Origin of the sequence: Glutamicibacter sp. BW80 (assembly GCF_002332385.1) — a bacterium.
Classification (GTDB): Bacteria; Actinomycetota; Actinomycetes; order Actinomycetales; family Micrococcaceae; genus Glutamicibacter.
In genome coordinates this window covers 55,758-74,535 of sequence record NZ_NRGV01000001.1, presented here as the reverse complement: position 1 = coordinate 74,535, position 18,778 = coordinate 55,758, and the positions used below count along the sequence as shown (strand labels likewise).

Here is an 18,778-nt window from a genome sequence, read left to right as displayed (position 1 = left end):
GTGCTCACGATGCCTCCTTGCGGATCTTCAGGCCCTTGTTGCGGAATACCGCAATGATTTCCTGCTCTGCGGATACCACCGAATCGACCAAGCTGGTTCCGGCGGCTTTCCGGCGGAATCCGTCGGAAAGGATATTGAAGGATTGCTGGGTGACCGGCCACCAGCTCCAATTGGGATTCTGCGATTTGCTGGCTGGGACAATTACTTGCTTGTTGTACGATTGCCCGCCGAAGAATTCGGAGGGGCCTTCGCGCGACTCGCCGATGATGCCCGGAACCGGTGACCAGCCAATGCCGCTGTGCGCGATTTCGTTGCTGATCCCGGCTTCCGTGGACGTCATCCAGGCGGCGAACTCCAAGGCCTCATGCGGATGGCGGCTATTAGCCAGAACCGCAACCGTCGATCCGCCCAGGTAGCTGGAGCCGTATCCGCCCGGGGTCCACTTCGGCATCGATGCGACCCTCCATTTGCCCTGTCCGCCAGCGACAGAGCTGACAAGCGCATCAGCCCAGTTCCCACTGGTGACAGAGGCGAGCTGGCCGGATGCAGCCGCAGCATACCAAGACGGGCTGAAGGGCGAGATCGCGGTAGTTACGACATCTTCGTCGATGGCCCGGTCGAAGAACCTGGCGACTTCCAGTGTTGCGTCGTCGGTCATATTAATGACCCAGCCGTCGTCGGATGGCCGAAGCCATTGGGCTCCTGCTTGTGCCGCGTAGGACACGAAGTAGGAGGCATCACTGAGGGAGAAGCAGTCGATGTAGCTGTTGGCTTGACGCAGTTCTGACCCGATCTCGGCCCATTGCGCCCATGTTTCCGGGGCGACGGCGCCGACTTTGTCCAGAGTTTCTGGCTGGTAGAACATTGCCATCGGCCCGGAATCCTGAGGCATGCCGAATATTCCGTTGGGAAAACTGACCTGGCCCCACAGTGACGGATCATATCGGTGAGCGTACTGCTGCGCACCGTACGCCGCGAGATCCACGACGCCATTGACGAGCATGAACTCCGGGAGGGTGCGGAATTCGATTTGGGCCAGATCGGGTCCTCCGCCTGCTGCGAGAGCAGAGTAGAGCTTTGGGTATCCGCCTTGATTTCCACTGGGGATCCAAACCGCCTCAACATGGATATTCGGATGCATGGCGTTGAAAGCATCTGCGACTCGCTGGATATCCTTGAGCCAGCTCCAATATGTCAGCCTGACTTTTTCTCCTGGGGCGGCCGGCGCAATGGTTGGCATGGCATCTGCAGACCGGGGGCCTGCGGTGCCGCATGCAGTCATTACGCCCAGGGCGGCGGCGCCCAGGCCGGCCTTGAGAAGGCGGCGTCTTGTTGTCAATGGCATCCGTGCTCACTTAAAAGTAGTTTTCTTTATGGTGCCCGGGACGAGGGCATGTGAAATAGGTTACTGCAAAAATAGAGTGATTACTCAGTTTTGGTCAAATTTCTTGTTTGCCGATCATGCTGGCTTGCTAGGCCGATGCATCATTTTCGAATACTGCTGGGCCTACCTACACTGAGTAACTGTGACGAGCAATGAATCCGGCCGCCGCCGGCGCGGTCCATATGCCAAATCTGCAGCCCGAAGGGAACAGATCGCCCAGGCTGCCCTCCAGGTATTCGGCGCGCGGGGGTATCGCGGCGGAACTGTGCAGGATGTTGCCGACGCGGCAGGCATGAGCCAAACCAGCGTTTTGCACCACTATCCGAACAAGCAGGAACTTCTCATTGCCGCTCTCAAGCGCCGCGACGCCGTCACCGACGGCACGCCGGGCACTGGTGAGTGCTTTGCCCAGTCCATTGTCGAGCAAGCGCAATTCAACGAGGGTGCCGCGGAGTTGATCGAGCTCTACGCAGCCCTTTGCGGGGAATCAACCACTTCCGATCATCCGGCGCGCTCGTATTTCGAGGCCCGCTTCGAGCGCTTGCGCGGCGAGTACGGCGCTGAATTCGAATTCATGAAGAGCATTGGTCGGCTGCGCCCCGGGGTGGACCCGCATGTGGCGGGAGCGTCGCTGCTGGCCCTGTGGGACGGGATCCAAGTGCAGTGGCTCTTGTCTCCCGACGATGTTGACATGGCTGGCACCCTCAAGGCGTATCTGGACCTGGTCATTTTGCCTGAATCATGAGGGGTGTTTGCCGAAATTGGCTCCGGGGCGCCGTAGCCGCGCGAAAATCCAGCTCCCCACTGCGCGCGGACTTGGCGCAAGCAGGGCGAAGCACTTGCAGCGGCACGCCGGAGCGATGGTCCCGAAGTATTTCCGGGGCTGATATCTACGTTCTCGGGCTGCCCGGCAAGTGGACGGGTCTGGTTGAAAATATGTTCAAATGTGTTCAAATATGTTTGAGTGTGTTTGAATTAGGGGTGTATCGCTTTACGAAGCGTGTTATTTCAACCTGTCTGCCAAGGAGTCCCGATGAGCGAGAACTTCCCAACCCAGCGTCGACGGCGGATTCTGGATAGAGTTCGTGCCAACGGTGCCGTCAAGGTAGCCCAGTTGGCTGAGGAATTTGGCGTTTCGCACATGACAGTGCGCCGTGACCTGGACCGCCTGGTCAAGGACGGCGAATTGCATAAGGTCCACGGAGGCGCACTGCTCCAGGAATCTGCGTCTGCTGAAGAGCCGGGATTCCAGCGCAAGTCAACTCTGCAGTTGCCGCAGAAGGCGGCCATTGCCCGTGCGGCGGCGCAAATGGTTGAACCAGGAATGTCCATCTCCCTTACGTCGGGGACTACGACCTATGAGGTGGCCCGTCTGCTGCGGGCAGTCCCCGACCTCACGATTGTGACCAACTCTCCGCGCATCGCCGACCTCCTACAAGATGCCCCGGCTGCAGGCCAGACCGTGCAGCTCACCGGTGGCCTGCGAACGGTATCCGACGCGTTGGTCGGTCCACTGGCCACTGCGGCCCTGCGGACACTGCACGTCGACCGATGCTTCATGGGGGTCCACGGGTTCAGCGTCCAGGACGGAATCACGACACCGAACATGCTCGAGGTGGAAGTCAATCGACTTTTCCTGGAACGCTGTGACAGCCGCGTGGTCGTCGCGGATTCCAGCAAATGGTGCTTGGCCGGTTTGTACTCCAGTGCTCCATTGCACGAAATCGACACACTCGTCAGCGACGACGGCTTGGACGAGACGGCCGTCGAGGAACTCCGCCAGCACATCGAGAACTTGAAAATTGAAAAGGTGGTCGAATCATGAGCGTTACCGGCAGGATCCCTTCTGGCCTGATATCACACCGGGTCCATCACCTGGCCGATGGCCGCGAGGCGATCTTCTTCGCCGATGCCAATGCCATCGCCCCCGAACCGGCACCCGACGCCAGGGCGCTGGATCCGCGTGGGGAACCTGGACAGCTGCGCTACGACCGGTTGACCGGAGACTGGGTAGCCGTCGCGGCCCACCGGCAGTCGCGCACCTACCTTCCGCCCAAGGAAGAATGCCCGCTGTGCCCTAGTACCCAGGGCCGCCACAGCGAAATTCCGGCCGAGGATTTCCACGTGGTGGTTTTCGAGAACCGCTTCCCCTCGCTGGGACCGGATCTGGGCCGGATCCCGGCCGCTGCTCCGGTGCAGGTTCCTGCCCCGGCCTATGGCCGCTGCGAAGTCGTGGTGTTCACCCCGGAGCACGAGGGTTCCTTCGCCTCGCTGGATGATGCCCGGGCGCGCACCGTCATCGACGCGTGGGCGCAGCGTACCGCGGCCCTGTCGGCGATGGAAGGCATTGCCCAGGTGTTCCCATTCGAGAACCGAGGCCAGGATATCGGCGTGACCCTGCACCACCCGCACGGACAGATCTACGCCTACCCCTACCTGACCCCGACCGCCACCAAGATGGCCGCCCAAGCGGTGGGCCACCTGGAGAAGACCGGACGCACCCTGATGGGCGACATCCTGGACTTCGAACGCAAGGAAGGTACGCGCATGGTTGCTGCCGGCGAGCACTTCTCCGTGTTCGTGCCTTTCGCTGCACGCTGGCCGTTGGAAGCGCACCTGGTGCCGCATCGCCACGTGCCGGACTTCGCCGCGCTCAATGAGGCGGAGAAAGACGAGCTGGCCGTGGTGTACCGCGATCTGTTGCGCGGATTCGATGCCCTCTATGAGACTCCCACCCCGTACATTTCCGCCTGGCACCAGGCGCCGGTGGCAGGCAAGGAACGTGAAGCTTCCCGCCTGCACCTGCAGCTGACCAGCCCGCGCCGGGCCGCCGACAAGCTCAAGTTCCTGGCCGGCTCCGAAGCGGCCATGGGTGCATTCATCAACGACGTTCCAGCCGAGCAGACCGCGGCACGACTGCGCGAGGTCATGCCATGAGCATCAGCGACTCCAAGGAAACCACGCAGCGCATGGCCGCTTTGCACCAGAAGTTCGCCAAGATCTACGGGCACCAGCCAGAAGGCATCTGGCGCGCCCCGGGACGGGTTAACCTGATCGGCGAGCACACCGACTACAACATGGGTTTTGTGCTGCCCTTCGCCATCGACAAGAATGCGCTGGTGGCTGTGCGCCGCAAGACGCAGCTCGACGCGGATCGCCAGACACTGGATTTCGCGTCTACCTACGGGTCAGGGGAACACCCGCCGATCACCTCCATCACCTTCGATGAGCTGGTGCCGCGCGCGGTTCCCGGCTGGGCAGCGTACCCGGCGGCCGTGCTCTGGGCGCTGAACCAGCTCGACGGGGTGGAACTTGGCGGGATCCAGCTGTTGGTGGACTCCGATGTTCCGGTGGGTTCGGGACTGTCCTCCTCGCACGCCCTGGAAGTGGCAACCATCGTGGCGTTGGATGACCTCTACGAGTTGGGCCTGTCCAAGGTGCAGATGGCGCAGTTGACCCAGCGCGCCGAGAATGAATTCGTCGGCGCCCCGACAGGCATCATGGACCAGAGCGCCTCGCTGATGTCCCACGCCCAGCACGCCCTGTTCCTGGACTGCCGTTCCATGGAAACCCAGGCGGTGCCACTGCCGCTGGCACAGCACGATGCGGTGGTGCTGGTGATGGACACCCGGGTGGAGCATTCGCATGTTGATGGCGGGTACGCCGCCCGGCGAGCCAGCTGCGAGCAGGCCGCCGCCGCCTTGGAAGTCCAGTCGCTGCGCGAAGTCACCGTCGTGGCCGAGCTTGAAGCCATCGAGGATCCGGTAGCCAAGCGGAGGGCCATGCACATCGTGACCGAGAACCGCCGCGTGCTGGACACCGTCTTCGCACTGCGCGAAGGGGACCTGGAAGCCGTGGGCAAACTGCTGTACCAGTCCCACGAATCCATGCGCGATGACTATGAGATCTCCAGTGAGGAACTGGACGTTGCCGTGGAAGCTGCGATGGCCGCCGGAGCCATTGGCGCGCGCATGACCGGTGGAGGTTTTGGCGGCAGCGCCATCGCATTGATCAAGCGCGAGCACATCGATAAGGTTAGCCAGGCGGTGCGTGAAGCATTTGACCAGGCCGGCTATGTTGAACCGGCTATTTTCACCGTGATCGCAGACGAGGGAGCAGGAAAAGCATGAGTTGGCTAGTGACCGGCGGAGCCGGGTATATCGGATCGCATGTGGTTCGCTCGCTGTCCGCTGCGGGCCTTGACCCGGTGGTCGTGGACTCGATGGCCAGTGGCGTGCGCGGCTTCGTGCCCGATCAGGTTCCGTTCTACCAGCTGAACATCCTGCAGACCGAAAAGCTCGTGGAAATCATGAAGCGCCATGACGTTTCCGGGGTCATCCACCTGGCCGGCTACAAGTACGCGGGCGAATCGGTGAAGCACCCGTTGCTGGCCTTCGAGCAGAACGTCACGGGCACCGCGCATCTGCTGGAAGCCATGGAGAGCTCCCGCGTGCACAATATGGTCTTCTCCTCTTCGGCCGCCGTATACGGCACCCCGGATGAGGACCTGGTTACCGAAGCCACCGGCACCTTCCCCGAATCCCCGTACGGGCAGAGCAAGCTGGTGGGCGAATGGCTGATTCGTGATCAGGGCGTTGCCGCCGGGCTGAAGCACACCTCGCTGCGCTACTTCAATGTGGTCGGTTCGGGCAGCGACGAGCTCTACGACGCCAGCCCGCACAACCTGTTTCCACTGGTCTTCCAGGCATTGAATGCGGGGAAGACTCCGAAGATCTTCGGTACCGACTACGGCACTGCCGATGGCACCTGCGTGCGCGATTATGTGCACGTGGCAGACCTCGCGCTGGCCCATGTCGAGGCCGCGAAGAAGCTTGAGGCCGATGCGCCGCTGGAGCCGGTCTACAACCTGGGTTCCGGCGATGGCGTTTCGGTGCGCCAGATCATGGACGCGGTGGCCAAGGTGACCGGCATCGAGTTCAGCGCCCTCGAAGAGGCCCGCCGCCCCGGGGATCCGGCGCGCATCGTTGCCGATGGCACATTGGCCGCCCGCGACCTGGACTGGAAGATGCGCCATAGTCTTGAGCAGATGGTGCACAGCGCGTGGAAGGCTTCGGCCCGCCGCTGACGCACCCAGCACGAGGCTGACGCGTCCGGGCCCTGCTTGGGCCTAGGCGCGCAGCCGTGCGGCGATCTCATCCATGGTCTGCGCGATGGCCAGAGACTGAGCCAATGGCATGACCGGGGACTCGGCCAGGCCATCGGCAATGCACTGGGCCACGTGGGCCGCCTCCCAGCCCAGGCCTGCGGCAGGGGAAGTTTCGGTGAACTCGCGGCTATCTACGATATTCCCGTCGGCACTTCGCAGGACCAAACCTGATCCGCAGCAAATCGGACGCTGCAGTTCCAAGGTTCCCTCGGTTCCGGCAATCCATGCGCTCTGCGGCGATTCCGTTTCGATGCTGCTGAACACGGTGGCCGTAGAACCGTCTTCATTGGCAAGGACCGCGGTGAAGGACGCATCAACACCGGTTTTGGCCAGGCGCCCCGAGGCATGCAGGAGCTGCTTGGCGGGGGAGACCATGGCGCTGAAGGCGATGGGGTAGATGCCCACATCCAGCAAGGCCCCGCCGCCCAGCGCCGGGTCGTAGATCCGCGACTCGTAGTCAACCGGGAACTTGGCGCCGAAGTCGGCTTGCACGGTGATGACCTGCCCCAGCATCCCGGAGGCGATCACCTGGGAAACCACATTGCCGATGGGCAGCAGGCGCGACCACATGGCTTCCATGGCAAACACCCCAGCGGCCTTGGCGGCTTGGACGATCTGGGCACTCTGCTGGGCGTTCAGGCTCAACGGCTTCTCCACCAGCACATGCTTGCCCGCCGCGATCGCCTGAAGCGCAAGATCTGCATGCCCGCTGTGCGGGACCGCAATGTAGAGCACATCTACTGCCGGGTCTTCGAGCACCTGGGCGTAGGAGCCGTAGGCGCGCGTGCCGTCATCCCCGTAGGTGCGGGCGAAATCCTCCGAGCGTGCCAGGGTGCGCGATCCGATGGCGGCAAGCTTGCTCTTGGTCAGCTCCTTGAGCGACGTGGCGAACTGCGAGGCGATCCAGCCCGGCCCCAGGATCCCCCAGTTCAGCGCCGGCGCCGTAGAAGGATGGGGCAGAACGGACTGGGGCAGCGCTAGGCTCACGGGGGATCTCCGATGGCAGGAAAAGCAGGGTGACTACTACTCAGACTAGTTCAGCCAGCCCATGCGGGAAAGGGGATTTTGAACGCCGATCAACTATTTACCGGTCGGTAACTTGTGGCTAGGATGGCTGCATGCGGGCCCAGTACTCCAGCGCCGAAATGGTGCGCATCCTGATCACCGCCAAGGACACTGTCCAAGCCACGGTGTATGTCCCCGCGGTTGCTCCCAAGGCGGTGCTGGTTTGTGCACTCGGCCACCGCCACCCCGCAGGGTTTCTACCGCGCCTTTGCGCAGCATGCGGCGGCCAACGGGCTGGTGGCCATTACCTATGACTACCGCGGTACCGGGCGCTCGGGTCCGCCCAAGCAGAACAGCCGCTTCAAAATGCGCGACTGGATCCAGCAGGACGCACCGGCGGTGGCGCACTGGGCCAAAGACCGGTACCCGGACCTGCCGCACTACGCTATCGGGCACAGCCTCGGCGGCCACGCGCTGGTGCTGGGCTTCGGCACCGAGCACCTGGATGCAGCGGCCATCATTTCCAGCCATGTCGTTTCAATCCGCACCATCAACCCATGGCAGGAAGGGCTGCGCGTCATCATGGTGCTGAAAGTGCTTGGCCCGGTACTCAGCACGATATTCGGCTACATGCCCGGTGCCAAGCTGGGACTGGGCGAGGACATGCCCCGTGCGGCGATGATGGAATGGTCTGGCTGGGCGCTCAAGAAGAACTACTTCTTCGATGATCCGAGCATGAACGCTGCCCAACGGGCCGCGCGGACTACCGTTCCGATTCTCGCCGCAGGGGCCAGCGATGACCTTTGGGCTTCACCGCGGCAAATGGATCTTCTCACCGCCCAGCTCAGCGCAGCGAAGGTAGAGCGGAAGACCTATACGCCGGCAGATCTTTCGGTCAAGAGCATCGGCCATCACGGACTGATGCGCCGAGGCGTCGGCACCGGAGCCTGAGATGAAATTCTTGCCTGGCTGCAGGATGCAAGCCAGAAGGCACAGTAGCTTCTAGAACTGCACCGCGTTAGCCAGCACCGGCAGTTGCTTGCGCGCGGTATCGATCAAATCCAGATCCAGATCAACCACCAGCAACTCGGGCTGCGTGCCAGCCTGGGCAATGACCCGGCCCAGCGGATCCACTGCGATGGAGTGCCCCACGCCCAGCGGCGCGGCACCGCTGATCTTGCGTCCCACGCTTTCTGGATCCGCCTGGTCTACCGCCAGCACGAACGTCGTCGAGTCCAGGGCGCGGGCCTGGGCCAGCGTGGTCCACTGCTGGACTTTGCCTTCGCCCTGACCCCACGATGCACTGACAATGCATACACTGGCTCCGGCTTTGGCGTGATGCACGAAAAGCTGCGGGAAACGCAGGTCGTAGCACGTGGCCAGGCCGATGCTCGCGCCCTCATGCTCAAACTGCACCGGAGCATCCCCGGGGGTTACCGAGTCCGATTCCAGGTAGCCGAACGCATCGTAGAGATGGATCTTGTCGTAGTGCGTATCTACCTGCGAGCCGGCAACCAGCAGGGTATTGCGTACCCGCTGATCAACTCCGGGAGTGAACATTCCTGCCGCGATGGTAATGCCGATTTCGCGGGCCTGCTGCCGCAGCAGGGTTGCCCACGGGCCATCCAGCGGCTGGGCGTATTTGGAAATATCGTGGGCAAAGGACACCTGCATGGCCTCGGGGAAGACCACCAGTGAAGCACCAACCTCCTTGGCCTGGCGTGCGTAGTCGCGTACCGTCACCAGATTGCGCTGCGGGTCTGCGGTGCTAAGCACCTGTGCCAAAGCGATTCTCATGGTGGGTTCCTTTCCTGCGGCTAATAAGGGGATATGCACCCACTTGTCGACTTTACGCAGTAGCGGTGCGCGAAGCTACATTTGGGCCATTTGCTGTTCTTCGCGACCCTTGGACACCGACATGACATCCTGCTGGCGCTCGCCGTCAACCTTGGCGGCCAGATCATTCAGCTGCCCCATTGATTCGTTGGACAACCGGATGTCCAAGGCCTGCAGATTCTCATCAAAATGCTCAATGAAGCGCGTACCCGGGATCGGGGAAACGTCGACCTGATACTGGCGGGCCTGCTCGTAGACCCACGCCAGCGACACCTGTGCGGCAGTGATCTGCTCGCGCTGCGCGACATCACGGATTACCTGGCGCAAGGGTTCGTTCTGCTCCATGCGGGCAGCTTCAAAACGCGGGAAGTTCCTCCGGATGTCATGGGCTTCGAGCTGCGCGAGGGAATCCACTTCGCTGGTGAAGTATCCGCGGCCCAGCGATGCATAGGACACCAGCCCCACACCGAGCTCGCTGGCGGTCGGCAGCAGCCAGCGTTCGATATCGCGGCTGAAGATCGAGTACTCCATCTGGATCGCGGTAATCGGGTGGACTTGGTGGGCGCGGCGCAGTTCATTGGAAGTCACCTCGGACAAGCCGATATGGCGGATCTTGCCAGCTTCAACCAATTCCTTGTATGCGCCGACAGTGTCTTCGATCGGCACGCGCGAATCCACCCGGTGGTAGTAGTAGAGGTCGATGTGCTCTGTACCCAACCGCTGCAGGCTTTCGTCAACGCAGTTCTTGATGAATTCCGGATCGCCGTTGGCGCGGGGATCACCCGGATTCTTTGGCCTGACGATTCCCGCTTTGGTGGCCAGCGTGACTTCCTCGCGTCGGATCTTCAGAACCTGCGCGAGCAGTTTCTCGTTGTGGCCCTCCCCGTAGATATTGGCAGTATCAAGGAAGGCGACCCCGCGATCCAACACGTGGTTCAGCGTGCGCAAGGACTCTTGATCATCTGCAGAACCGTAGGGTCCGCTCAGCGACATGCAGCCAAAACCCTAGGCGTTGACGTTCAACCCTTGGCCGAGGTCGATGCGAGTTGCGATCTGCTGATTGGTCATGAGGATCCTTCTCGTTGTCATTTCAGTCCGAAGTCGAGCCTAGCGAAGGGGCGGACACATGGCACTAATCTGCGAAACTATTTAGCTTAATGAACATTAACCCTGGCGACACGCCGTGCTTGAATAACTTCTGACATGGAGTAAGAGACGGTGTCTCAGTTTGGTGTGATGATCTCAGCGTAAAATTTTGCCCATGGGCAATGTGGTTCGCGATCGGGTGCGCGAGAAGATGAAAGCCGAGTTGGCGCAACAGGCATACGCCGTGTTCGCCGAGCGCGGCATGGAGAATGTCACCGCACAGCAGGCCGCCCAGGCAATCGGCATTTCCCGGGCGACTTTCTTCCGGTACTTCTCATCGAAGGAAGATGCCGTAGTAACTGCCTTGCGTTCGATGAACGTCCACTTTTCCGACATGGTTGCCTCCATGTCTTCGCACTCGGGTGAAAGCCTGCTCGAACTGCTGCGCCGTAGTTTCGAAGCAACCGTCGTGGCTGCGGAGCAAGATCCGCAGAGCATGCGCGGCCGCGTTGAATTGGTCTGGAGCACCCCTGCGCTGCGATCCAGCTGGCAGGAATCCCGGCGTGAACAGCAGATGTCCCTAGCTCAGGCGCTTTCGCCCTTTTGCGCGAATCACCGACTGGCCGAAACTTCGGCCCTTCTGGCTCTGACCCTGTTCGATCATGCGCTTGTACGCTGGCTTGATTCTCCGCAGCGCACCCTGCGCGAGGTCTTGGATGAGGCCTTCGATTTCGCTGCGATGATTGACGACAAGTGGGCCGTGAAGTCCTGATCCTGCACGCTGAGCGAGGCAAGCGCAGTACTTCCAAGGCGTTCGTCAAAGGGGTAGGCCGTTGAGAATCCTCAGCTGGGCATGACCTGAGGCACCGGAAATTCCGCCGAACAAACGGTTGATGATCGGATCTTTGCGCCCTAGGCAAGATCGCTGTGCTTGGGTACCTTGCGCACGTAAGCTGAACCTACCTAGAAGTCGCAGGTGGCTTGCTGGGATTATGGTCAAAGGTGGATCCCACCGAGTTCCCAAGCATGATAGAGAGCACCAACGAATGAGCATGGAAAGTGCCGCTTGGCATTCCCTTTGGAAACTGTCAGGCGACAAGGGCAAGGCCTACGCTTCCACCACTCCTAAACGAGTGCTCGGCTTCGCCGCCGGCTACAAATCACGCCTGCTGGTATTCGTGCTCTTCTCCATCCTGGCCGCAGTGCTCGCCGTCATCACGCCGGTGCTCGCCGGCCGAGTAGTCGATGAAATCGTGGCCCAGTCCGGGATTCGGATCATCATCAATCTCGCGTTGATCATGGCGGTCATCGCGATCCTGGACTCAGTGGTTTCCGTGGTGGTCCGCTGGTTCTCGTCGCGATTGGGCGAGGGAATCATCTACGACCTGCGTACCGCGGTCTTCGACCATGTGCAGAAGATGCCGGTCGCATTCTTTTCCAGAACCCGTACCGGTGCACTGGTCAGCCGCTTGAACAACGATGTCATCGGTGCGCAGTCCGCTTTCGCCGGAACCCTCTCGGGCTTGGTGTCCAATACCGTGGCGCTTATTCTCACCGCGGCGGTCATGTTCAGCACCTCCTGGCAGGTCACGCTCATCGCGCTGGTGCTCTTGCCGATCTTCTTGCTTCCAGCCCGCCACTTCGGCAAGTCCGTGGCACTGCTTCGTCGTGAATCTGCGGAACTGAATGCAACCATGGGCAACCAGATGACCGAACGCTTCTCTGCTCCCGGCGCCACCTTGATCAAGCTCTTCGGCCGCCCCAAGGACGAGTCCGAGCAGTTTGCCCTGCGTGCGGGCAAGGTCCGCGACATCGGCGTGAAGATGGCCATGCGCCAGTTCTACTTCGTGGCAGCACTGACCCTCGTTGCCGCGCTGGCCCTGGCCTTGGTCTATGGTCTGGGCGGCATGTACGCGGTGCGCGGGGATTTGGCCGCCGGCGATGTGGTGGTGCTGGGCATGCTGCTCACTCGGCTCTACACTCCGCTGACCGCGCTGGCCAACGCCCGCGTGGAAATCACCAGTGCACTGGTCAGCTTTGACCGCGTCTTCGAGGTGCTTGACCTTGAGCCGCTGATTGCCGATGCGCCCAATGCCCGCGTCTTGGACGCCGGCCCGGTCAGCGTGAAGTTCAACCAGGTCAATTTCTCCTACCCGAGTGCGGATAAGGTTTCGCTGGCTTCGTTGGAAGAAGTGGCGGTCTTGGATACCCGCGGGGGCGAAGAAGTGCTGCACGACATTAATTTCGAGATTCCTGCCGGGCAGACCTTTGCGCTGGTCGGCTCCTCGGGCGCGGGTAAGTCCACCATCGCTTCGCTGCTGGCACGCCTGTATGACGTGGATTCGGGCAGCGTGGAATTGGCTGGCGTGGATATCCGCCAGCTGCAACTCGGATCGCTGCGGTCCACGGTGTCCATGGTGACCCAAGATGGCCACCTGTTCCACGAGAGCATCCGCTCCAACCTCACCTTGGCCAGGCCCGAAGCTACCGAAGAGCAGATTTGGGAAGCGCTGGAACGTGCCCGGCTCAAGCCGGTCATCCAGTCCCTGCCCGACGGCCTGGATACCGTAGTGGGTGAACGCGGCTACCGGCTGTCGGGCGGCGAACGCCAGCGCATGACCATTGCGCGCCTGTTGCTGGCGGCGCCCCAGGTGGTCATCCTGGATGAGGCGACCGCGGCGTTGGACTCGTCGAATGAGGCGGCGGTGCAGGCGGCTCTGGGCGAGGCGCTGGAGCACCGCACTGCGCTGATCATCGCCCACCGCCTGTCGACCATCCGCTCCGCCGACCAGATCCTGGTCGTGGAGGGCGGGCGCATCGTCGAGCGCGGCACCCACAGCGACCTGCTGGCACTTGGCGGGCGCTACAGCGAGCTGCACGCCACCCAGTTCGCGCAGTAGCGCGCCGGTTCGGAGGTTCCGGAGGTGATCAGGTACCAGCTGGAACTGCCGGATGCGGGATCAGTCCGCGGCGGCCACCAGCTGACGGCCCAGTTCACGGGCGGCTTCCTGCAATACCGGCACGGCCCTCTTCGTGAAGGCCTCATCAACTCGGGTCACCGGGCCGGACACCGAGATGGCCATGGGCGTTGGCGCGCCCGGTACCGGCACCGCGATGCAGCGCACGCCCAGTTCCTGCTCTTCCTCGTCGATGGCGTAGCCACGTTCGCGGGTGGCCTCGACATCGGTGAACAGCTTGCCCAGGGTGGTGATGGTGTTGGCGGTCTTCGGCGGCATGCCGGCCTGCGAGACCAGGCGCTGCACGCGCTCGTCGTCGAGGACCGAGAGCACGGCTTTGCCGACCCCGGAATTGTGCAGCATGGCGCGGCGGCCGACCTCGGTAATCATGCGCATCGAATGCGCTGACTGGACCTGGGCGATGTAGGTGACCATGTCGCCATCGAGCACAGCGATATTCGCCGATTCGCCCAGTTTCGCGACCAGTTCCTTCAAGGCAGGGGAGGCCAAGGCGCCCAGCTGGCGGTTGGCTACCTCGCCGAGCCGGATCAGCCGCGGGCCCAGCGAATAGCGGCGGTTGGGCAGCTGGCGCACATAGCCGACGCCCACCAGGGTGCGCAGCAGCCGGTGGATGGTCGGCAGCGGCAGAGGAGTGTCGGCGGCAAGCTCGCTGAGCGCCGCTTCGCCGCCGGCCCGCGCGATGACTTCCAGGAGCTCAAAAGCACGTTCGACTGACTGGACGCCGCCGGTGGTGGACTTGCTGGCAGTCTGCGTCATCTTTGCTCCTCGTAAAGGCCTTGGTTTTCGGAAACGGACTGCACTTTTCTTCTACGATGCGAAATCCTAGTCCCAAGAATAGCGCAGAAACAGCCATTTCTTCCACGATCCGATATTGAGCCGTCAAAAAATCGTGCTCCGCACCACAAAACACTCTTGCATTTTCATTTTGAGGATAATAGTATCCACTATACGGAAACTTTTTACAGGAGGAACTGATGGCAGCACCAAGCCCGGGGTATTCATTGACGCTTCGCGTACAGACGCCAGCTTCGATCACCGCGACCAGCGAACTGGCCAGTGCTGTTGGCTCGGCCGGCGCCCACATCACCGCCTTGGACGTCACTGAATCGCACCACACCCACATGGTGGTCGACGTTTCCTGCAACACCACCGACGTCTCCCACGGCGAAATCGTGCGCGATGCGCTGAACAACCTCGACGGCGTGAGCGTGCGCAACATTTCGGACCGCACCTTCCTGATGCACCTGGGCGGAAAGCTCTCGGTCACCCCCAAGGTGGCCCTGCGCAACCGCGATGACCTCTCCCGCGCCTACACCCCTGGTGTTGCCCGCGTGTGCTTGGCCATCGCCGAGAACCCCGCCGATGCACGCAACCTGACCATCAAGCGCAACACCATCGCTGTGGTCACCGATGGTTCAGCCGTCCTTGGCCTGGGAAATATCGGCCCAGCCGCCGCCCTGCCGGTCATGGAAGGCAAGGCCGCGCTGTTCAAGCAGTTCGCCGACGTCGATGCCTGGCCGGTCTGCCTGGACACCCAGGACACCGATGAGATCGTGAAGATCGTCAAGGCTCTGGCCCCGGTCTACGGAGGGGTGAATCTCGAGGACATCGCGGCACCGCGCTGCTTCGAAATCGAAGCCCGGCTGCGCGAAGAACTGGACATCCCGGTCTTCCATGACGACCAGCACGGCACCGCCATCGTTACCCTGGCTGCCCTGCTCAATGCGGTGAAGGTCGTGGAGAAGAAGATCGCCGACCTGCGCATCGTCCTCTCCGGCGTGGGCGCCGCCGGCAACGCGATTATCCAGCTGCTGATGGCCCGCGGGGCGAAGAACATCATCGCCTGCGGACGGGCTGGGGCGATCAACCGCAGCGAAAGCTATGCCGATGCGCATCGCAGCTGGCTGGCGCAGCACACCAATCCGGAAAACTTCACCGGATCCCTCAAGGAAGCCATGGTCGGCGCGGATGTCTTCATCGGCGTTTCGGCACCGAATGTGCTCGATGAGAACGACATTGCCGCCATGAACGAGCGCGCAATCGTGTTCGCCATGGCTAACCCGGATCCCGAGGTGGACCCGGAGATTGCCGGCCGCCATGCGGAGGTCGTCGCCACCGGCCGCAGCGACTTCCCCAACCAGATCAACAACGTCCTGGCATTCCCAGGTTTCTTCCGCGGGCTGCTGGATGCAGGGGTCATCGAGATCACCGACGCCATGCTCCTAGCCGCAGCGGATGCCATTGCCGCCCGGGTCAGCGCATCAGAGCTCAACCCCGGATTCATCATCCCGTCGGTGTTCGACCCACAGGTCGCTGCCGATGTCGCTACAGCGGTGCAAGAAGCGGCGGCCGGCAAGTAGGCCCCGCGCGCAAGACCTTCAAGGTGCACGTCAACGCACCGATCATTGGAACAGAGCACAAGAAGCAAGGAGCAATCCATGAGTATTGAAATCACCGCCATCCCCGACGTCGCAGATGCCAAGCAGATCCTCTCGCCCGAAGCACTGGCCTTCATCGAGAAGCTGCACCAGAAATTCGTCGGCACCCGCGACGAGCTGCTGGCCGCACGCGGCGTGCGTCGCCAGCAATTCTCCGCCGCCAAGTCCATCGACTTCGATCCGGAAACAGAATCCGTGCGCACCGGCGACTGGAAGGTCGCCGAAGCCCCTGAGGCGCTGCGCGACCGCCGCGTGGAGATCACAGGCCCGGCCTCCCCGGCCAAGATGGCCATCAACGCACTGAACTCCGGTGCGAAAGTCTGGTTGGCCGACCTGGAAGATGCCTCGACCCCGAGCTGGTTCAACGTCATCGACGCGATTTCCAACCTCTCGGCCGCCGCCCGCGGCACCTTGGCCTTCACCGATGCGAAGAGCGGAAAGTCCTACGCGCTGCGCACCGACGCGCCACGTGCTGTCGTGGTTGTCCGCCCGCGCGGCTGGCACCTGCCGGAGAACAATGTGCGCATCGACGGCAAGCCGGCCGTGGGCGCGCTGGTGGACTTCGGTCTGCACTTCTTCCACAACGCCAAGGTGCTCGCCGAGTCCGGCCAAGGCCCGTTCTACTACCTGCCCAAAATGGAGCACTACCTGGAATCGCGCCTGTGGAATGAGGTCTTCACCTTCGCTCAGGAACAGCTCGGCATTGATTACGGTACCGTGCGTGCCACGATGCTCATTGAAACCATCCCGGCAGCCTTCCAGATGGAAGAATTCCTCTACGAACTACGCGACCACGTTTCGGGACTGAACGCCGGGCGCTGGGACTACCTGTTCTCGATTATCAAGACCTTCCGTGAAGCCGGCGAAGCGTTCATCATGCCTGACCGCTCCGCGGTCTCGATGACCGCGCCAATGATGCGCGCTTACACCGAACTGCTGGTCAAGACCTGCCACAAGCGTGGTGCCTTCGCCATGGGCGGCATGGCAGCCTTCATCCCGAACCGCCGCGAACCAGAAGTCACCGCTGCCGCCTTCGACAAGGTCCGCGAGGACAAGACCCGCGAGGCCAATGACGGTTTCGACGGCTCGTGGGTGGCCCACCCGGACCTGGTGGAACTGTGCAAGGAAATCTTCGACGCGAAGCTGGGCGAAAAGCCGAACCAGCTCGATCGCCAGCGCCCGGAGGTAGAGGTCACCGCAGCCCAGCTGCTGGATGTGGCCAGTGCACCGGGCGATGTCACCGAAGCCGGGGTGCGAGCCAACCTCTACGTGGCAGTGAATTACGTGGCCGTCTGGCTTTCGGGCAACGGCGCGGTCGCCATCCACAACCTGATGGAAGATGCCGCCACCGCCGAGATCTCCCGCTCGCAGATCTGGCAGCAGATCCGCAACAAGGTGGTCGCGGCCGACACCGGCAACACCATCACCGCCGAACTGGTCGCTGGCATTCTTGCCGAAGAAGTTGAACGCCTGCGCGGCGAGGTGGGCAATGAAGAGCACTTCAATGCCTACTACCAGCCGGCAGCGGAGCTGATCGCCAAACTGACCAGCGGCAAGGACGAGGACTTCGCAGACTTCCTCACCACCGGTGCCTACGAACTATTGGAAAAGGAATACGTGACCAAGCCATGAGCAGCACCTTCGATGAGACCACGCTAGCCAGCGTAGAAGCAAAGCTGGCCGCCACCGACCGGCTGCTGGAAACCTCTTACCCGGGAGACTCCGGCGCGCGCCAGCCGATCCACACCGTGTACGTCCCAGGGGACAAGTACACCGCGGATCTGCCTGCCGCCTGGGGTGCCAACGCCCTGGCCGCCGCGGGCGACGCCGCAGGCCTGGCCGAGCTCGCCGCGAAGCTGAACTTGGCCGAGCCCGAGCGCCTGGGCGAGCTGGTCGCCGCGAAACTGGTTAGCGAACCCATCGAAGACCTGCGCCTCGATTTCGAGGACGGCTACGGCAACCGCCCGGATGCCGAGGAGGACGCAGCAGTCATCGCTGCCGCCGACTCGGTGTCCGCGGCGGTATCCGCTGGCAAGGCTCCGGCCTGCATCGGCATCCGCTTCAAATGCTTCGAGGCCCCCACCCGGGCCCGCGGCATCCGCACCCTGGACCTGTTCATCACCCGGCTGCTGGAAAACGGGCCGCTGCCCGAAGGCCTGCGCCTGACCCTTCCGAAGGTCACCACGGTGGCGCAGGTCGAGGCCATGGTGCACCTTGCCGAGCAGGTCGAACGGGTCCATGGTCTGGAAGCTGGACGGATCCGTTTCGAGGTGCAGGTGGAAACCCCGCAGGTCATCCTGGCCGCCAACGGAACCCATCCGGTAGCCCAGCTGATCGCCTCGGGCAAGGGCCGGGTCTCCTCGCTGCACTACGGCACCTACGACTACTCCGCCTCGCTGGGCGTGGCCGCCGGCTACCAGTCCATGGAGCACCCGGTGGCAGACTTCGCCAAGGACGTCATGCAGGTAGCCGTGGCCGGCACCGGCGTGGAACTGTCCGACGGCTCCACCAACATCATCCCGGCCGGCGACCCGGAGAACATTGCAGCCGCCTGGGAGCTGCACGCCCGTCTGGTGTCCCGCCACCTGTCCCGCGGCATCTACCAGGGCTGGGATATGCACGAAAACCACCTGGTCACCCGCTACCTGGCAACCTTCGCCTTCTTCCGCGAAGGCCTGCAGGCAGCTGGCACCCGGTTGCGCAACTACGTCCACCAGATCAACTCGGCCATCATGGACGAACCAGCCACCGCGCGTGCCCTGGCCCGCTACATCCACCGCGGGGTCGCCTGCGGTGCTGTCACCGCCGACGAGGTCACCGAACTGGCCCAGATCACCCTGCCCGAACTCGAGACGATCGCCTTGAACCGCTCCCACGCCTAAGG

16 protein-coding genes are annotated in these 18,778 nt (G+C 62.5%); 11 read left to right on the top strand and 5 right to left on the bottom strand.

Going from position 1 to position 18,778, the window contains the following annotated elements; all coding sequences use genetic code 11:
• Positions 1 to 4 precede the first annotated feature (4 nt).
• The gene (locus CIK76_RS00335) at positions 5 to 1,240 is read right to left on the bottom strand and encodes an extracellular solute-binding protein (protein WP_255248287.1); all 1,236 of its coding nucleotides are present in this window, start codon (positions 1,238 to 1,240) and stop codon (positions 5 to 7) included.
• 286 nt (positions 1,241 to 1,526) lie between these two features.
• On the opposite strand from CIK76_RS00335, the gene CIK76_RS00330 reads away from it, so the two are divergent.
• The 5 genes from CIK76_RS00330 (at position 1,527) to galE (ending at position 6,470) form a co-directional block, all read left to right on the top strand.
• Positions 1,527 to 2,129 carry a TetR/AcrR family transcriptional regulator gene (locus CIK76_RS00330; RefSeq protein WP_013350642.1) on the top strand — a complete coding sequence of 201 codons (603 nt, stop codon included), beginning with the start codon at positions 1,527 to 1,529 and terminating at the stop codon, positions 2,127 to 2,129.
• Positions 2,130 to 2,417: 288 nt separating this feature from the next.
• Complete coding sequence (locus CIK76_RS00325; protein WP_096282740.1) at positions 2,418 to 3,209, top strand: DeoR/GlpR family DNA-binding transcription regulator; 792 nt, start codon at positions 2,418 to 2,420, stop codon at positions 3,207 to 3,209.
• On the top strand, positions 3,206 to 4,321 hold the full coding sequence (gene galT / locus CIK76_RS00320) for a galactose-1-phosphate uridylyltransferase (RefSeq protein WP_096282738.1): 1,116 nt from the start codon (positions 3,206 to 3,208) through the stop codon (positions 4,319 to 4,321). The genes CIK76_RS00325 and galT overlap by 4 nt, the downstream gene beginning before the upstream one ends.
• Positions 4,318 to 5,514, top strand: coding sequence for a galactokinase (gene galK, locus CIK76_RS00315; protein ID WP_096282736.1), 1,197 nt, complete (start codon positions 4,318 to 4,320; stop codon positions 5,512 to 5,514). The genes galT and galK overlap by 4 nt, the downstream gene beginning before the upstream one ends.
• On the top strand, positions 5,511 to 6,470 hold the full coding sequence (gene galE / locus CIK76_RS00310) for a UDP-glucose 4-epimerase GalE (protein ID WP_096282734.1): 960 nt from the start codon (positions 5,511 to 5,513) through the stop codon (positions 6,468 to 6,470). The genes galK and galE overlap by 4 nt, the downstream gene beginning before the upstream one ends.
• 42 nt (positions 6,471 to 6,512) lie before the next feature.
• Here the strand turns inward: galE and CIK76_RS00305 are convergent, their stop codons facing one another.
• A complete protein-coding gene (locus CIK76_RS00305; protein ID WP_096282732.1) occupies positions 6,513 to 7,538 on the bottom strand; it encodes a Gfo/Idh/MocA family oxidoreductase in 1,026 nt (341 codons plus the stop codon).
• Positions 7,539 to 7,781: 243 nt separating this feature from the next.
• Between CIK76_RS00305 and CIK76_RS00300 the strand changes: the two genes are divergently transcribed.
• Positions 7,782 to 8,507, top strand: a complete 726-nt coding sequence (locus CIK76_RS00300; RefSeq protein ID WP_255248286.1) for an alpha/beta fold hydrolase — start codon at positions 7,782 to 7,784, stop codon at positions 8,505 to 8,507.
• 51 nt (positions 8,508 to 8,558) lie between these two features.
• On the opposite strand, the gene CIK76_RS00295 is transcribed toward CIK76_RS00300, so the two are convergent.
• Both CIK76_RS00295 and CIK76_RS00290 read right to left on the bottom strand, forming a co-directional pair.
• Positions 8,559 to 9,353: a carbon-nitrogen hydrolase family protein gene (locus CIK76_RS00295; protein ID WP_096282730.1), complete on the bottom strand. Its 795-nt coding sequence runs from the start codon at positions 9,351 to 9,353 to the stop codon at positions 8,559 to 8,561.
• A gap of 75 nt (positions 9,354 to 9,428) precedes the next feature.
• Entirely contained in the window at positions 9,429 to 10,385 is a 957-nt protein-coding gene (locus CIK76_RS00290) for an aldo/keto reductase (protein ID WP_217990316.1), read from the bottom strand.
• Between the two features lie 268 nt (positions 10,386 to 10,653).
• Between CIK76_RS00290 and CIK76_RS00285 the strand changes: the two genes are divergently transcribed.
• Both CIK76_RS00285 and CIK76_RS00280 read left to right on the top strand, forming a co-directional pair.
• Positions 10,654 to 11,250 (top strand): TetR family transcriptional regulator, encoded by a 597-nt coding sequence (locus CIK76_RS00285; protein WP_096282728.1) that lies wholly within the window; start codon positions 10,654 to 10,656, stop codon positions 11,248 to 11,250.
• 274 nt (positions 11,251 to 11,524) lie between these two features.
• Entirely contained in the window at positions 11,525 to 13,378 is a 1,854-nt protein-coding gene (locus CIK76_RS00280; protein WP_096282726.1) for an ABC transporter ATP-binding protein, read from the top strand.
• 60 nt (positions 13,379 to 13,438) lie between these two features.
• Here the strand turns inward: CIK76_RS00280 and CIK76_RS00275 are convergent, their stop codons facing one another.
• Entirely contained in the window at positions 13,439 to 14,212 is a 774-nt protein-coding gene (locus CIK76_RS00275) for an IclR family transcriptional regulator (RefSeq protein WP_096282724.1), read from the bottom strand.
• A gap of 218 nt (positions 14,213 to 14,430) precedes the next feature.
• Here CIK76_RS00275 and CIK76_RS00270 point away from each other — a divergent pair, with 218 nt between their 5' ends.
• The 3 genes from CIK76_RS00270 (at position 14,431) to CIK76_RS00260 (ending at position 18,776) form a co-directional block, all read left to right on the top strand.
• Positions 14,431 to 15,816 (top strand): NAD-dependent malic enzyme, encoded by a 1,386-nt coding sequence (locus tag CIK76_RS00270; protein WP_096282722.1) that lies wholly within the window; start codon positions 14,431 to 14,433, stop codon positions 15,814 to 15,816.
• A 78-nt stretch (positions 15,817 to 15,894) separates the two neighbouring features.
• Positions 15,895 to 17,526: a malate synthase A gene (aceB, locus tag CIK76_RS00265; protein ID WP_096282720.1), complete on the top strand. Its 1,632-nt coding sequence runs from the start codon at positions 15,895 to 15,897 to the stop codon at positions 17,524 to 17,526.
• Entirely contained in the window at positions 17,523 to 18,776 is a 1,254-nt protein-coding gene (locus tag CIK76_RS00260; RefSeq protein ID WP_096282718.1) for an aldolase/citrate lyase family protein, read from the top strand. The genes aceB and CIK76_RS00260 overlap by 4 nt, the downstream gene beginning before the upstream one ends.
• Positions 18,777 to 18,778 lie beyond the last annotated feature (2 nt).

Coding starts and splice junctions, on each gene's coding strand:
- CIK76_RS00335 (WP_255248287.1), bottom strand. CDS start 1,240: ATGCCAACCATTGCGCCGGCCGCCCCAGGAGAAAAAGTCAGGCTGACA.
- CIK76_RS00325 (WP_096282740.1), top strand. CDS start 2,418: ATGAGCGAGAACTTCCCAACCCAGCGTCGACGGCGGATTCTGGATAGA.
- galT (WP_096282738.1), top strand. CDS start 3,206: ATGAGCGTTACCGGCAGGATCCCTTCTGGCCTGATATCACACCGGGTC.
- galK (WP_096282736.1), top strand. CDS start 4,318: ATGAGCATCAGCGACTCCAAGGAAACCACGCAGCGCATGGCCGCTTTG.
- galE (WP_096282734.1), top strand. CDS start 5,511: ATGAGTTGGCTAGTGACCGGCGGAGCCGGGTATATCGGATCGCATGTG.
- CIK76_RS00295 (WP_096282730.1), bottom strand. CDS start 9,353: ATGAGAATCGCTTTGGCACAGGTGCTTAGCACCGCAGACCCGCAGCGC.
- CIK76_RS00290 (WP_217990316.1), bottom strand. CDS start 10,385: ATGTCGCTGAGCGGACCCTACGGTTCTGCAGATGATCAAGAGTCCTTG.
- CIK76_RS00285 (WP_096282728.1), top strand. CDS start 10,654: ATGGGCAATGTGGTTCGCGATCGGGTGCGCGAGAAGATGAAAGCCGAG.
- CIK76_RS00280 (WP_096282726.1), top strand. CDS start 11,525: ATGAGCATGGAAAGTGCCGCTTGGCATTCCCTTTGGAAACTGTCAGGC.
- CIK76_RS00275 (WP_096282724.1), bottom strand. CDS start 14,212: ATGACGCAGACTGCCAGCAAGTCCACCACCGGCGGCGTCCAGTCAGTC.
- CIK76_RS00270 (WP_096282722.1), top strand. CDS start 14,431: ATGGCAGCACCAAGCCCGGGGTATTCATTGACGCTTCGCGTACAGACG.
- aceB (WP_096282720.1), top strand. CDS start 15,895: ATGAGTATTGAAATCACCGCCATCCCCGACGTCGCAGATGCCAAGCAG.
- CIK76_RS00260 (WP_096282718.1), top strand. CDS start 17,523: ATGAGCAGCACCTTCGATGAGACCACGCTAGCCAGCGTAGAAGCAAAG.